The following is a 13817-nucleotide window of genomic DNA, read 5'->3' on the forward strand; positions in this document are numbered from 1 at the left end:
TTCTGTGCGAGGATAAGGCTCGGTTAGAGAAAAGTTCACTACCCACACTTAGCCCGCACGTCAAAATGTGGGCTTTTTTTTATCGAATACATTTTAAGAGGTACTTTATATGAGCAACAACATTATTATTTTTGATACCACTTTACGTGATGGCGAACAATCATTAAAAGCAAGTTTAACGGTAAAAGAAAAATTGCAAATCGCACTTGCTCTTGAACGTTTAGGGGTAGATGTAATGGAAGTTGGTTTCCCTGTGTCATCTGCTGGCGATTTTGAATCTGTTCAAACCATTGCTCGCCATATTAAAAATAGTCGAGTATGTGCTTTATCTCGTGCGGTTGATAAAGATATTGATGTCGCAGCAGAAGCCTTAAAGGTTGCTGAAGCATTTCGTATTCATACATTTATAGCAACTTCCGCTTTGCACGTTGAGTCTAAACTTCGTAAAACCTTTGACGATGTATTAGATATGGCAGTTCACGCTGTAAAACGAGCAAGAAGCTATACCGATGATGTAGAATTTTCTTGCGAGGATGCAGGACGCACAGGGGTAGATAATATCTGCCGTATTGTTGAAGCTGCGATCAAAGCAGGGGCAACCACAGTCAATATTCCTGATACCGTAGGTTACTGCTTACCAATGGAATACGGAAACATCATTGCTAATGTGATGAACCGTGTACCAAATGTGGATAAAGCGGTGATTTCTGTCCATTGCCATAACGATTTAGGAATGGCAACTGCAAACTCATTAACCGCAATTCAAAACGGTGCAAGACAGATTGAGTGTACCATCAACGGTATCGGTGAACGTGCAGGTAACACAGCACTTGAAGAAGTAGTAATGGCAATTAAAACCCGCCAAGCCTTATTTAACGGCTTAGATACTCGTATCAATACTCAAGAAATTCACCGTGTCAGCCAAATGGTCAGCCAACTTTGTAATATGCCAATTCAACCGAATAAAGCGATCGTAGGGTCAAATGCATTTGCTCACTCATCGGGTATCCACCAAGACGGTATGGTTAAAAATAAAAATACCTATGAGATTATGTCGCCTGAAACTATCGGATTGAAAAAAGAGAAGCTCAATCTGACCGCTCGTTCTGGTCGTGCCGCCGTGAAAAACCATATGGAAGAGATGGGCTATCAAGAAAGCGATTACGATTTAGACAAACTTTATGAGACCTTCTTAAAACTGGCAGATAAAAAAGGTCAAGTTTTTGATTATGATTTGGAAGCACTTGCATTTATTGATATGCAACAAGGCGATGAAGATCGTTTAGCCCTTGATGTATTTACCACACAAATTATTAGTGGTTTGCCAGCTTCAGCCTTTGTGCAAGTTGAGTTAGATGCTAAACGTGTAAGCCAAGTTTCACAAGGCGGTAACGGTCCTGTTGATGCGGTTTATAATGCTATTTTAGCGATTACAGGTATGGAAATTAAAATGCTCAACTATAACTTAACCGCTAAAGGCGAAGGTGCTGAAGCATTAGGACAGGTTGATATTGTCGTAGAATATCAAGGTCGCCGTTTCCATGGGGTTGGTTTAGCGACAGATATTGTGGAATCTTCAGCAAGAGCTTTAATCCACGCAATCAATGCGATTTATCGTTCACAGAAAGTGGCGGATTTGAAGGGGAAAATAAATAGTCATTTTCTTAAAAATTAGCTTAAGTTTATCTGTGGTTGAGTTAAAATTTCGTGACATAAAAATTTTAATATATTACTGTCATTGTATAAGGGAGGTCATTTTTGTTTCTACTTAAGAAAAAACTTTTTGAACGCCTATTGCGTTACGTTCAAATCCACACCACATCAGATCCGAAAAGCCAAACTGTCCCTAGCTCACCGCAACAGTGGGATTTACTTCATCTACTCAAAACCGAAATGGAAACGATGGGATTAACCGAGATTTCCGTTGATCCTAACGGCTATGTGTTTGCAACATTGCCTGCCAATAGCGACAAAGCCATTCCCGTACTCGGTTTACTGGCTCACGTTGATACCGCTCCTGATTTCAACGGCGAGAATGTGAAGCCACAGGTTATTGAGCGGTATCAAGGCGGTGATATTTTGCTAAAAGGCAGTGGGCATACGCTATCGCCACAGGATTTCCCGAACCTAAACGGCTTAGTCGGACATACGCTCGTGACCACCGACGGCACAACTTTGCTTGGTGCAGATGATAAATCTGGGATTGCGATTATTCTGTCAGCGGTAGAATACTTGTTAGCACACCCTGAAATCAAACACGGTAAGATCCGTATCGGTTTTACTACCGACGAAGAAATCGGGCGTGGAGCGGATCATTTTGATGTCAAAGCCTTTGGGGCAGATGTTGCCTATACCTTAGACGGCGGACCGCTTGGGGAATTACAGTACGAAAACTTTAATGCCGATGCGGCAACTGTTACGTTCTACGGACGCAGTGTTCACCCAGGCACAGCCAAAGGCAAGATGATCAATGCCTTAGAGCGAGCTTGTGAGTTCCAAAACAGCCTACCGCCACATTTAACCCCTGCAACCAGCGAAGGGCGTGAAGGCTTTATTATGTTGCACGACATTGAAGGCGATTTAAGCGAATGTAAAATCCACTATATTTTACGCAGTTTTGAGCGTGAAGAATTAGCAAAATTCGGCACTTATCTCACCGCTACAATGGCACAAATGCAACAAAAATATGGCGAACAGTGCGGTAAAGTAGAGATTGTCGAGCAATATCGCAATATGTACGAAGTAGTCAAAGATTATCGCTATCTGGTGGATATTGCTGAAAATGTGATGAAAGCACAGGGTATTACGCCAAACCTAGAGCCAATTCGTGGCGGTACTGACGGCTCACGCCTATCATATATGGGCTTACCAACGCCAAATATTTTTACAGGCGGCGAAAACTTCCACGGACGTTTCGAGTTTATTTCTGTTGATGTAATGGAACAGGCGACAAATGTGGTGGTGGGGATTGCAAAAGCCTTTGGGGGATATCCGTTTAAATCATTATAGATATTCTTATAATTAAAATTATTTGTAGTAAGGATAGTTACGAATAAGTTATATCTTGATCATCATAGACCTAAAATTGAATAGGCGCTAACATTGCGCCTTTCCCAAAGTAATTTTTTCTTTATCTACTAAATATCAAATTATCATAATTACTGTCTTGGCAAGTAGCGAGCAGGATCTACCGACTTACCTTGATAGCGGATCTCGAAATGCAGTTTGTTGCTGTTTGTCCCTGTGCTACCTAAAGTCGCAATGGTTTCACCAGCCTTAACATTATCTTGTTCTTCCACTTTGATACTGTCGTTGTGAGCATAGGCACTCAAGAAGTCATCATTATGTTTGATGATAATTAAGTTGCCGTAACCTTGTAGTGCGTTACCTGCATAAACTACTCGACCTGCCGCAGCCGCTTTTACTGGTTGCCCTTTCGTTCCTGCAATATCTAAACCTTTATTGCCCCCTTCAGATGCAGAGAAACCAGAAATTACACGCCCTTGCGTCGGCCACTGCCAGCGAATTGACGATGCCACTGCTGGTACAGATGTTGAGCTGTAGTTCGGGGTATTGTTAGCCGCAGTTGCGGTTACTCTTGGGGTTGTAGAAGTTTGAGCAGGTGGAACAGTGCCTACACTCGCTTTCACAGGACCAGTCATTGTACCATCTGAGCCATAAGCAGTGCCGTTCGGTGCTTGAGTATAAGTTACTACAGGTTCTACTGGTATTGGTACAGGTTTTGGTGACTGAACAGTTTGTTGTTTTGATTCAACAGGTTGAGTATTACCCAATTTTAAAACCTGCCCTACACGAAGTTGATAAGGCTCGCTCATATTGTTCAAAGCAGCGACTTCCTTAACATCTTTACCTGCAATGTATGCGATGAGGAACATCGTATCGCCTTTGCGGACAGTGTAGCTGTCGCCATTATAGAAGCCTTTATCAATTTGACTATAAATAGGTGCATTGTTGGCATCACGAGGAATAGTAAAATCTTGTGATACAGGCTTTTTCGCTACGGGTGTTGTTTTAGCTGTCGGCTTTGTTATCGGCTGAGGAACAACTTGAGGCACGGGTTGAGGTGCTTGATAAGTTGGCTGCGGAGCTTGATACACAGGCTGAGGCACTGGCGGTGGTGTATAAGTTGGTTGTGTCATCGTGCTTGGCATAGAAGTGCTTTGCACATCTGTCTGCCAGCCGTAATTAGTATTGTTTGCCCCCATACCAATAGGTTGCATTACGCCAGGTGATAAATCAGAACCTTCCGCATTTACCACAGGTGCAGGCGTATTTGAGCCGCAGGCAGTCAAAACTAATGCTGCAAGCGGTAATAAGAAAAACGATTTTTTCATTCAATTATCCTTCAAAGAAAACGAAAACGCCAAAGGGCGTTTAAAAAAGTCTAAAACGCTACAGCGTCTGCTCAATATCGTAATGGACGCAACCCCTGCGTCCATTCAAATGTCATTACAAATAAAACTATTTTACTCTAAGTACTTGACCTACTTTCAATGGCGTTGCTGTACTCAAATTATTTAAAGCAGCAATTTGGTTAGGTGTTTGCCCTGTCAAATAAGCTACTAAAAAGAGCGTATCGTGTTTGCCAACGGTATAAGTGCTGTCTGTATAGCAACCTTTCTGGATTTGACTATAAATCGGAGCATTACTTCCATCTCTTACCACATTACAACTTCCGACCACTTCACTTTGACCGCCGTAGTTCGTTTGAACATTGCTTGGTTGGTTATAAGTCGGTTGTGGTGCAGGCTGATAGGTCGGCTGCGGTGCTGGTGGCGGAGTATAAGTTGGTTGAGGCTGATAAGTTGGCTGTGTCATTGAGCTTGGCATACCCACTTGTTGAACTTCGGTTTGCCACGCAGATCCAACCTCTGTCACTTCAACATTAGGCGAGGTTTCTGACGATGTATCTGATGAACACGCAGCTAACACTACTGCTGCAAGCGGAAGTAAAAGAAACGATTTTTTCATAATAGCCTCTTATTTTAATAAGGTATAAATAACATAGGCAGCAACGGCAATAGACACTGTTCCCCAACCAATTAATTCTATTGAACGACGGATCTTATCGGCGTATTTCTCACCGCCCCACGCAGATAATTTTGCCACAAGTAGAAAACGAATAAAACGAGAAATTGAAGCGGTCAAAATAAAGGGTAAAAAAGACATCTGCAATACACCTGCACAAAGGGTAAATACCTTAAATGGCACAGGTGAAAAACCAGCGGCGAGGAAAATAATCATAATTCCCCAAATTTCAAACCAGCTCATTGCACGATCAAAATTTGCCTGCATTCCCCAGTTAGCAACCACTTCTTGTACCCAATCTGACGCAAAATAGCCAACACAATAACCAATAATTCCCCCAATAATAGAAGAAACGGTGGCGTAAATCACATAACGTGTCGCCATCTGTGGCTTACTCATTGACATAGGAATAAGCATTACATCAGGCGGAATAGGGAAGAAAATCGCTTCAATAAAACTCACAAAGCTCAACCAACCTGCAGCAAAGCGGTGTTTTGACCATTCCATCGTTTTATCATAAATTGTTCCAAAAAGTTTCATTTAAAAAGCCTCATTTAAACGTGAAATCGACAAATGTGCAGTCATATCTGGTTGAATAGGGGTGATAGACACAAAGTTATGGTTGATTGCATAAAAATCGGTACCCTCGCTTTCATCGGTTGGCTTGCCACTTGCCCCAATCCAATACACATTTGCCCCACGCGGATCTTGTTGCTTAATAATCTCAGCCGCAGGAGAACGATCGCCTAACCGAGTAATTTGAATACCTTGCAACTCGCGATAAGGAACATTTGGCACATTCACATTCAACACTTGATTTGCAGGAATAAGATTTGCCGTGATTTTCGGCAATAGTTCAACCACCACTTGTGCAGCCGTATCGAAATGGCATTTGCCTGTTAAATAGGTTGAACCGTGAGAACCCACTAAAGACACCGCCACTGATGGCAACGGTAAGTGACGACCTTCAAGAGCCGCAGCAACGGTTCCCGAATAGACCACATCATCACCTAAATTTGCCCCGTGATTAATCCCTGATACCACCAAGTCAAACGGCTCATCAAGTAAACCATTTAACGCAAGATGAACACAATCGGCAGGCGTACCTGCAATCACCGTATAATCACCATTCTCAAATTTATGCACACGAAGCGGATCAACCAGTGTTAAACAGCTTGATGCCGCACTGCGATTGCGATCAGGAGCAACAATGGTTACTTTATGTCCTACTTCTCTTAATGCTTTCGCTAAAAATTGAATACCGTGGGCGTGAAAGCCATCGTCATTGCTTAATAGTATATTCATTGTGATTTATTTCCTTATAGTTGTAATTCCCCCCTTTGAAAAAGGGGGGCTAGGGGGGATTTTAAATAGTACGGTAAAATATCTGGATCTTTAAATCCCCCTTTTTCAAAGGGGGAAAGTTTAGTTATTCTTCGAGCTGTACTAATTCTCTCACCAACGCCGTAGCATAACTGCCAGCATCTAAAAAGAATTTCAACCGTAAACCTTCCTCTTCAAATAGCCATTCAAAGTGTTGTGGTTTACAGAACATCGCACGGCGAGCTGAGTTCATTCGTTCTTTTGCCATTAATGCCAGTAGATCTTGATGTTCCACTACAATTTTTTGCTCATAATCAGACACTATTTGTGTGGCAGAGTTTTCGCCGACAAGCGGTGCAGTAAGTAAAATATCTTGCAATTCCAACCGCTTGTTAAGTGCCGCAAGTTCTTCCGCTTTCGCTACAAACCAGCTGTTTGAACCTGCCAGTTGCATTAAATCATTTTCCAACACTTGCTGGGTTAAACCGAGTTCAATACGGTTCGACACCACAAGATTGAAAATTTCACTACGAGCGGCAGAAAGATAAAAACTGCGTTTTTTGCGATCTTTAACTGAAATTTCGCCTTTCGCCCAACGCTGTGCTTGGGTTAAATTATGCCCGTCTCGACCAAAACGCTGTTCGGTAAAATAATTCGGAAATCCGACCGCTTGTATTTGTTGCAAACGAGCGGTGAGATCATCGCTCTCTTTTACATCTCTTAGCAATAGCTCAAAATGATTGCCAGCCAAACTTCCCACCCGAATTTTGCGGTTATGGCGAGTGACTTCAATGATTTCTACGCCATCGAGTTGAAACTGTGCAAAAGCAGGCGTTTCTTTGCCTGCTAAATGTAAACAGAACCATTGTTCTGTGACTGCGTGGCGATCTTTTAACCCAGCATAACTCATATTTTTAGCAGAAATACCAACAAATTCTGCCAACTTTTCGCCCACAAACAAGGTATTTGCATCGGTTTTACGAATTTTTACCGCCACAAATTCCCCATCGCCTGACAAATCATAGCCAAGTTCTTCTTTGACAATAAAATCGGCAAATTCTACTTTCAATCGACCCGCTTGGGTCGGTTTGCCGAATAAATACGCTAATTGCATTGTTTTTCCTATTAAAAAAGGCACGAGAAAGTGCCTTATCGTTACTTAATGGCTATTTTAACAGTTATTTTTAAATATTGAGCTGAAATCTTGCGGAAAAACAATAAATTTTCTGTGAAATTTGGTATAGTTCGCACGTTTTTATTTTACATTTCACTCAATAGGAGAAACAAAATGGCACGTCGTCCGTTAGTAATGGGTAACTGGAAATTAAACGGTAGCAAAGCATTCACTAAAGAATTAGTGGAAAGTTTAAAAAGAGAACTTGATGGTGTTATAGGTTGTGATGTCGCAATCGCACCGCCAGTAATGTATTTGGCAGAAGCAGAAGCGGCATTAGCGAGCTGTGGCTGTGAATGCACCACGAATAAACTCATTGCATTAGGCGCTCAAAACGTTGATGTGAATGTACAAGGTGCATTTACAGGGGATATTTCAACAGCAATGTTAAAAGATTTCGGTGCGAAATATATCATTATCGGTCACTCTGAGCGTCGTACTTACCACAAAGAGAGCGATGAATTTATTGCGAAAAAATTTGCAGCATTAAAAGAAACAGGTTTAGTGCCAGTGTTATGTATTGGTGAAACTGAAGCAGAAAACGAAGCTGGTCAAACCGAAGCAGTATGTGCCCGTCAATTAGATGCAGTATTAAATACTTTAGGTGCAGAAGCATTCAATGGTGCAGTAATTGCTTATGAACCAGTTTGGGCAATCGGTACAGGTAAATCTGCAACCCCAGCACAAGCGCAAGCAGTTCACGCTTTCATTCGTAGTCACATTGCAAAACAGTCACAAGCAGTGGCAGATCAAGTGATCATTCAATACGGCGGTTCAGTCAATGATGCGAATGCAGCAGAATTATTTACTCAGCCAGACATTGATGGTGCGTTAGTGGGCGGTGCGTCACTTAAAGCGCCTGCATTTGCAGTGATCGTGAAAGCAGCTGAAAAAGCGAAAGCGTAATTTTTCTCACAGAGATAAGCGGTAAGATCTGGTAAATTTTTTGCAAAATCTTACCGTTTGTTATACTTTTTGCTTGTAAACTATGCAAATAAGTTAAAAATATAAAAAAAGGGTTGATCTCAAACGTAAAATCCGTATGATACGCCCTCGTTACGCAAGGTTATGGGTCGTTAGCTCAGTCGGTAGAGCAGCGGACTTTTAATCCGTTGGTCGAAGGTTCGAATCCTTCACGACCCACCACTTAATCAGCGTACCTTTCTAAAGGGTCGTTAGCTCAGTCGGTAGAGCAGCGGACTTTTAATCCGTTGGTCGAAGGTTCGAATCCTTCACGACCCACCACTTTAGAATTCAACTCCCAAATGGGTCGTTAGCTCAGTCGGTAGAGCAGCGGACTTTTAATCCGTTGGTCGAAGGTTCGAATCCTTCACGACCCACCATTTACACTTCCAATTTTGTAAAAATTTAAAAAAATCTTACCGCTTGTCATAGCTTTTTACTATCCCTTATAGTAAGGTTCGTTTCGTTTTTCTTTTGATCGATATTCCTAACCATGTTAAAAAAAATTCTTATTTCTCTCGGGCTTTTATCTGCGGTTGCCCTAGGTGGTGGCGTTTATGTTTACCAAAAACTCAATCAGTTAGCAGAACATAAATTAACCGTTAAACCTGAGCAACTGTTTGTGTTGGAAAAAGGTACATCAAGCCAAAAACTAGCAAGTCAGTTGGATGAACAAGGCATTATTAGCCATGATGATGTGGATTTATTACCCTACTTGATTCGTCTTCACCCTGAACTCAGTAATTTTAAGGCTGGGGTTTATGCTTTAGAGAATATCACTACGGTGAAAGCGTTGTTGCAACATTTCAACAGTGGCAAAGAAGTGCAGCTAAATGTGCAATTTATTGAAGGAAAAACCTTTAAAACGTGGCGTGAGCAGTTGGCAAAGGCTCGTTATTTGGAACAAACCTTGACGGATAAAACGGAAGCCGATATAGCTCGATTATTGGGGATCGCTCAAGATAAACTGGAAGGTTGGCTTGCCCCTGATACTTATAGCTATGTGCCTTATTCCAAAGATATTGATGTGCTTAAACGTGCCTATCAAAAACAGCAAAAGGCGTTGGCACAAGCTTGGCAAAATAGGGCAGAAAACCTACCGCTTAAAACGCCTTATGAAATGCTGATTTTGGCTTCAATTGTCGAAAAAGAAACAGGTGTGGCAAATGAGCGTCCGCAAGTGGCATCGGTGTTTATCAATCGCTTGAAAAATGGCTGGAAATTGCAGACCGATCCAACGGTCATTTACGGTATGGGCGATAAATATGATGGCAATATCCGTAAGAAAGATCTGCTTGAACCTACGCCTTATAATACTTATGTGATTGATGGTTTACCGCCGACACCGATTGCAATGCCGAGCGAAGCGTCAATTAAGGCGACGGCACAGCCTGACAGTACGCCTTATTTCTATTTTGTGGCGGACGGTTCGGGCGGACATAAATTTAGTCGTACCTTAGATGAGCATAATAAAGCGGTACGAGAATGGATCCAAATTGAGCGAAATAAAAAGAGTGAGAACAAATAATGCGTGGAAAATTTATTGTTATTGAAGGATTAGAAGGGGCTGGCAAAAGCAATGCACAACGTGTTGTGAGCGAAACCTTAGCGGCTCACGGTATTGAATTTATTACCACTCGTGAACCAGGCGGAACTCCAATTGCCGAAGCACTTCGCAATCTATGGAAAGAAGGAGAAGACGGCGAGCATACAACCGACAAAGCGGAAGTATTGATGATTTATGCGGCTCGTACACAGTTAGTCGAAACGGTGATTGAGCCCGCTTTAGCTTCAGGCAAATGGGTTGTTGGCGATCGCCACAATATGTCAAGCCAAGCCTATCAAGGCGGTGGACGGGGATTGTCGGAATTAGTGGATAAGGTAGGTTCGGTGATTTTAGGTGATTTTGAGCCTGATTTTACGATCTACCTTGATATTGAGCCATCGATGGGTTTAGAGCGAGCAAGAGGGCGTGGAGCGTTAGATCGTATTGAGCAACTCGATATCGACTTTTTTCACCGTACCCGTGAGCGTTATGTATCCTTAGTCAAAGACAATCCGAAAGCGGTGCTCATTAACGCTGAACCTGCGATAGAACAGGTGTCGGCGGACATTCAACAAGCGGTTGAAATATTTTTAACATCTGAGAAATAATCTGAAGATTGTTTTGAATGCGTAAATATAATATATTTACGAAGGAGCATATTAATGTTTTCTATTGAAGGTTTTGAATGGGATAAAAAGAAAGCGGAGATTAATGAAAAAAAGCACGGAATTACCTTTGATGAAGCAATAACCGTATTTTATGACGATCACGCTATTCTTATTGCAGATCCTGATCATTCATTTTATGAAGAGCGTTTTTTATTATTGGGACGCAGTGAACGGAGTAATATTCTCGTCGTTGTTCATTGTGAACGAGACAACAATCTTAGAATTATCTCGGCAAGAAAAGCTACAAAACAAGAAACTATACAATATGGGAGGCAACAATGAGAGAAGAGTATGATTTTTCTAACGGTATCAAAAACCCATATGCGACAACGTTGAAATCAAAAAAAGTTGTCACAATTCGTATCGAAGATGAAACGATAGATTATTTTAAAAAATTATCCGATGAGGTTAATTTGCCTTATCAGACATTAATCAATCTTTATCTCAAAGATTGTGTTGCTCAACAACGAAAGCCTAATATTAGCTGGTAATTTGTTGAATGAATATGAACCTTTATCCTTGGCATCAACAACCCCACCACCAAATCACTTCGACCTTCCTACAAGGTCGGGGACATCACGCCTTATTGTTTAAAACAGACAGTGGGCTAGGTACAGAGCAACTTATTCGTCATTTTTCCCATTGGTTGCTTTGTCATTCACCACAACAGAGCCAACCTTGCGGACAATGCAAAAGCTGTTTGTTATGGCAGAGCGGCAATCACCCTGATTTTCACCTGTTAGCCCCGATTGATGATAAAGATATTGGGATCGATCAAGTGCGAGAAATCACTGCCAAATTACAACAGTTTGCTCAACAAGGCGGAAATGCCGTAGTTTATCTGGCTGGAGCGGAACGTTTAACGGAAGCAGCGGCAAATGCGTTGCTGAAAACCCTTGAAGAGCCGAACCAAAATGTTTATTTCTTATTAGAGGCCCCTTTGCAAGCCACAATGCTTGCCACCATTCAAAGCCGTTGCCAGACGTGGTTAATTCATACGCCTGAGCCGTCACAAACATTTGAATGGTTACAGACGGAATGCCCGACAGCACAGTCAAGTGAGATTGATACCGCACTTCGTTTATGCCACAACCGCCCATTGCTTTGCAAAACGTTCCTTGAAACTGACCGCTTGCCAAGCCGTAAAACCTTTTTGCAGACCTTTTGGCGTTTTTACAAAAGCCGAGATGTTTTCTTGCTCTTTTCTGCCTTCGATAAAGAGCCTGAGCAAGTGCAACAACAGCTTGAATGGCTGGGTTCGTTTTTCAGCGATGCCCTGAAAGCCAAAATGCAAATCGCAACAGGTTGGCTCAATCCTGATCTGCAAAACGGTATTCTGCCTTTTAGCCAACAGCTGACTGCTCAAGGTTTACTGAAAGGGCATCAAATTATTCAACAAACCCAACGGGATTTACGCGAAGTCAATGCGGTCAATCAAGAGTTGATGTTGTTGGACTGTTTGAGTAAGTTGGTGTTAGAGGTTTTTGAGAACTAACTTTCCCCTTGTAACCTTTGTAACAAACGATCCATTGCCCGATAGCCCAAAGCTTCAGCCAGATGGGGCTGTTGGATTTGGGCTTCTCCAGCCAAGTCAGCAATGGTGCGAGAAACTTTGAGAATACGGTGATAAGCTCGCACTGACAAACCTAATTTCGTTAAGGCATTTTCTAAAAATAACGCATCTCGATCAGTCAGTTTGCAATCTTGTTCAATCTCTTTGGTCGTCAGTTGAGCATTGATTTTCCCCCGACGGTTAAATTGCAAATGTCTTGCTTCAAGTACCCGCTTGCGAGCCTGTTCGGTAGTTTCGCCACGTTGATCGGTGTTATTTTGCAATGCACCTTGTGGCAGTAACGGCACTTCAATCGAGAGATCGAAGCGGTCGAGAAAAGGCCCTGATAAACGGTTGAGATAACGCATTAACTGTTGTGGTGACGTTCGATTGTGCGTTCCTTGATAATGCCCTGTCGGGCTTGGGTTCATTGCGGCAATCAGTTGAAAACAAGCAGGAAACTGCACCTTGGCATTGGCTCTGGAAATAATGATTTCTCCCGACTCCAACGGCTGGCGTAATGCATCTAACACTTTCCGTTCAAATTCAGGCAATTCGTCTAAAAACAGCACACCGTTGTGTGCCAGTGAAATTTCCCCTGGTTTCGGGATCGAACCGCCCCCAACCAACGCAACCATTGATGCACTGTGATGTGGGGAACGAAACGGGCGTTTTTTCCAGTTCTGAAAGTTGAGTTCATTTTGTACAAGACTGGTGACAGATGCTGTTTCAATTGCTTCATCATCTTCCATTTCAGGCAGCAGATCGGCAAGGCGACTAGCAAGCATTGTTTTGCCTGTACCAGGTGGACCTAAAAACAACAGATTATGCTGACCGCTGGCGGCAATAATCAATGCCCGTTTGGCGTGTTGTTGCCCGATAATATCGGTTAAATCACGGCTGACAAGCGGTCTGTTTTCGGCAATATTTTGCGAAAGCTGCTGAGCAATAGGCAGTTGATCTCGATTGTTGAGAAAATTGACAACCTGCAACAAGGTTGAAGCACAATAGGTTTGGGTATTGGAAACCAAGGAAACTTCATTGGCGTTTTGTTGTGGCACGATGATTTCCCGTTTCGCTTTACTTGCTGCCAACACCGCAGGAATAGCACCGTGAACCCCACGCAAATGCCCCGTCAAAGACAGCTCGCCAAGCAGTTCAATCCGTTTGAGTTTATCGCTATCAATCTGCCCCGATGCAGCCAAAATCCCGATGGCAATGGGTAAATCAAAACGTCCGCCTTCTTTGGGGAGATCGGCTGGGGCAAGGTTGATGGTAATGCGTCGGGCTGGGTAATCAAAATTGGCATTCATCAAGGCACTTCGCACCCTATCCTGTGCTTCTTTGACGCTTTTTTCGGGCAATCCAACTAGGGTAAGTCCAGGGCTTCCGCCACTGATGTGCACTTCAATGGTTACTAATGGGGCTTCAACACCGATAGATGCTCGACTGTAAATAATCGCTAAAGACATACTTTTTCCTTTTTTGTATTAGCGTAAAAAGTATGTTTGTTTTTGAATAGCAAAAAATGTTGGTTTTTCG

At 42.5% G+C, this 13817-nt stretch carries 14 protein-coding genes and 3 tRNA genes; 11 read left to right on the forward strand and 6 right to left on the reverse strand.

Annotation, left to right across the window (positions count from 1 at the left end):
- The first annotated feature begins 109 nt into the window (after positions 1-109).
- Both leuA and pepT read left to right on the forward strand, forming a co-directional pair.
- On the forward strand, positions 110-1675 hold the full coding sequence (leuA, locus tag B0183_RS02250; protein WP_005711876.1) for a 2-isopropylmalate synthase: 1566 nt from the start codon (positions 110-112) through the stop codon (positions 1673-1675).
- A gap of 83 nt (positions 1676-1758) precedes the next feature.
- The gene (gene pepT / locus B0183_RS02255; protein ID WP_005711878.1) at positions 1759-3009 is read left to right on the forward strand and encodes a peptidase T; all 1251 of its coding nucleotides are present in this window, start codon (positions 1759-1761) and stop codon (positions 3007-3009) included.
- A gap of 149 nt (positions 3010-3158) precedes the next feature.
- Here pepT and nlpD read toward each other — a convergent pair whose 3' ends face one another.
- The 5 genes from nlpD to truD form a co-directional block, all read right to left on the reverse strand.
- Positions 3159-4355, reverse strand: coding sequence for a murein hydrolase activator NlpD (nlpD, locus tag B0183_RS02260; RefSeq protein ID WP_078208263.1), 1197 nt, complete (start codon positions 4353-4355; stop codon positions 3159-3161).
- Between the two features lie 127 nt (positions 4356-4482).
- On the reverse strand, positions 4483-4992 hold the full coding sequence (locus tag B0183_RS02265; RefSeq protein WP_021111759.1) for a LysM peptidoglycan-binding domain-containing protein: 510 nt from the start codon (positions 4990-4992) through the stop codon (positions 4483-4485).
- 9 nt (positions 4993-5001) lie between these two features.
- Positions 5002-5589 (reverse strand): YqaA family protein, encoded by a 588-nt coding sequence (locus B0183_RS02270; RefSeq protein WP_021111760.1) that lies wholly within the window; start codon positions 5587-5589, stop codon positions 5002-5004.
- Positions 5590-6354: a 5'/3'-nucleotidase SurE gene (gene surE, locus B0183_RS02275; protein ID WP_078208264.1), complete on the reverse strand. Its 765-nt coding sequence runs from the start codon at positions 6352-6354 to the stop codon at positions 5590-5592. It abuts the gene before it with no gap.
- 124 nt (positions 6355-6478) lie between these two features.
- Complete coding sequence (gene truD, locus B0183_RS02280; protein WP_078208265.1) at positions 6479-7486, reverse strand: tRNA pseudouridine(13) synthase TruD; 1008 nt, start codon at positions 7484-7486, stop codon at positions 6479-6481.
- A 174-nt stretch (positions 7487-7660) separates the two neighbouring features.
- On the opposite strand from truD, the gene tpiA reads away from it, so the two are divergent.
- From tpiA to B0183_RS02325, 9 genes are all read left to right on the forward strand, one after another.
- Positions 7661-8452, forward strand: a complete 792-nt coding sequence (gene tpiA, locus B0183_RS02285; RefSeq protein ID WP_078208266.1) for a triose-phosphate isomerase — start codon at positions 7661-7663, stop codon at positions 8450-8452.
- A gap of 164 nt (positions 8453-8616) precedes the next feature.
- A tRNA-Lys gene (locus B0183_RS02290) sits at positions 8617-8692 on the forward strand.
- Between the two features lie 23 nt (positions 8693-8715).
- A tRNA-Lys gene (locus B0183_RS02295) sits at positions 8716-8791 on the forward strand.
- A gap of 22 nt (positions 8792-8813) precedes the next feature.
- Positions 8814-8889 (forward strand) — tRNA-Lys (locus tag B0183_RS02300).
- 113 nt (positions 8890-9002) lie between these two features.
- The gene (mltG, locus tag B0183_RS02305; protein WP_078208267.1) at positions 9003-10037 is read left to right on the forward strand and encodes an endolytic transglycosylase MltG; all 1035 of its coding nucleotides are present in this window, start codon (positions 9003-9005) and stop codon (positions 10035-10037) included.
- A complete protein-coding gene (gene tmk, locus B0183_RS02310) occupies positions 10037-10663 on the forward strand; it encodes a dTMP kinase (protein WP_075620824.1) in 627 nt (208 codons plus the stop codon). The genes mltG and tmk overlap by 1 nt, the downstream gene beginning before the upstream one ends.
- Before the next feature lie 54 nt (positions 10664-10717).
- Positions 10718-11005 carry a BrnT family toxin gene (locus tag B0183_RS02315; RefSeq protein ID WP_010786559.1) on the forward strand — a complete coding sequence of 96 codons (288 nt, stop codon included), beginning with the start codon at positions 10718-10720 and terminating at the stop codon, positions 11003-11005.
- The gene (locus B0183_RS02320; RefSeq protein ID WP_010786558.1) at positions 11002-11214 is read left to right on the forward strand and encodes a BrnA antitoxin family protein; all 213 of its coding nucleotides are present in this window, start codon (positions 11002-11004) and stop codon (positions 11212-11214) included. The genes B0183_RS02315 and B0183_RS02320 overlap by 4 nt, the downstream gene beginning before the upstream one ends.
- A gap of 14 nt (positions 11215-11228) precedes the next feature.
- On the forward strand, positions 11229-12218 hold the full coding sequence (locus B0183_RS02325) for a DNA polymerase III subunit delta' (RefSeq protein ID WP_078208268.1): 990 nt from the start codon (positions 11229-11231) through the stop codon (positions 12216-12218).
- Here B0183_RS02325 and B0183_RS02330 read toward each other — a convergent pair.
- Positions 12215-13747, reverse strand: a complete 1533-nt coding sequence (locus tag B0183_RS02330) for a YifB family Mg chelatase-like AAA ATPase (protein WP_020457569.1) — start codon at positions 13745-13747, stop codon at positions 12215-12217. The genes B0183_RS02325 and B0183_RS02330 overlap by 4 nt on opposite strands.
- Between the last annotated feature and the right edge of the window lie 70 nt (positions 13748-13817).

The organism is Glaesserella parasuis (assembly GCF_002015085.1).
GTDB lineage: Bacteria > Pseudomonadota > Gammaproteobacteria > Enterobacterales > Pasteurellaceae > Glaesserella > Glaesserella parasuis.

What these genes read in the sequence shown, in the direction of transcription:
- leuA (WP_005711876.1), top strand. Translation starts at nt 110, where the DNA reads ATGAGCAACAACATTATTATTTTTGATACCACTTTACGTGATGGCGAA.
- nlpD (WP_078208263.1), bottom strand. Translation starts at nt 4,355, where the DNA reads ATGAAAAAATCGTTTTTCTTATTACCGCTTGCAGCATTAGTTTTGACT.
- B0183_RS02265 (WP_021111759.1), bottom strand. Translation starts at nt 4,992, where the DNA reads ATGAAAAAATCGTTTCTTTTACTTCCGCTTGCAGCAGTAGTGTTAGCT.
- B0183_RS02270 (WP_021111760.1), bottom strand. Translation starts at nt 5,589, where the DNA reads ATGAAACTTTTTGGAACAATTTATGATAAAACGATGGAATGGTCAAAA.
- surE (WP_078208264.1), bottom strand. Translation starts at nt 6,354, where the DNA reads ATGAATATACTATTAAGCAATGACGATGGCTTTCACGCCCACGGTATT.
- truD (WP_078208265.1), bottom strand. Translation starts at nt 7,486, where the DNA reads ATGCAATTAGCGTATTTATTCGGCAAACCGACCCAAGCGGGTCGATTG.
- tpiA (WP_078208266.1), top strand. Translation starts at nt 7,661, where the DNA reads ATGGCACGTCGTCCGTTAGTAATGGGTAACTGGAAATTAAACGGTAGC.
- mltG (WP_078208267.1), top strand. Translation starts at nt 9,003, where the DNA reads ATGTTAAAAAAAATTCTTATTTCTCTCGGGCTTTTATCTGCGGTTGCC.
- tmk (WP_075620824.1), top strand. Translation starts at nt 10,037, where the DNA reads ATGCGTGGAAAATTTATTGTTATTGAAGGATTAGAAGGGGCTGGCAAA.
- B0183_RS02315 (WP_010786559.1), top strand. Translation starts at nt 10,718, where the DNA reads ATGTTTTCTATTGAAGGTTTTGAATGGGATAAAAAGAAAGCGGAGATT.
- B0183_RS02320 (WP_010786558.1), top strand. Translation starts at nt 11,002, where the DNA reads ATGAGAGAAGAGTATGATTTTTCTAACGGTATCAAAAACCCATATGCG.
- B0183_RS02325 (WP_078208268.1), top strand. Translation starts at nt 11,229, where the DNA reads ATGAACCTTTATCCTTGGCATCAACAACCCCACCACCAAATCACTTCG.
- B0183_RS02330 (WP_020457569.1), bottom strand. Translation starts at nt 13,747, where the DNA reads ATGTCTTTAGCGATTATTTACAGTCGAGCATCTATCGGTGTTGAAGCC.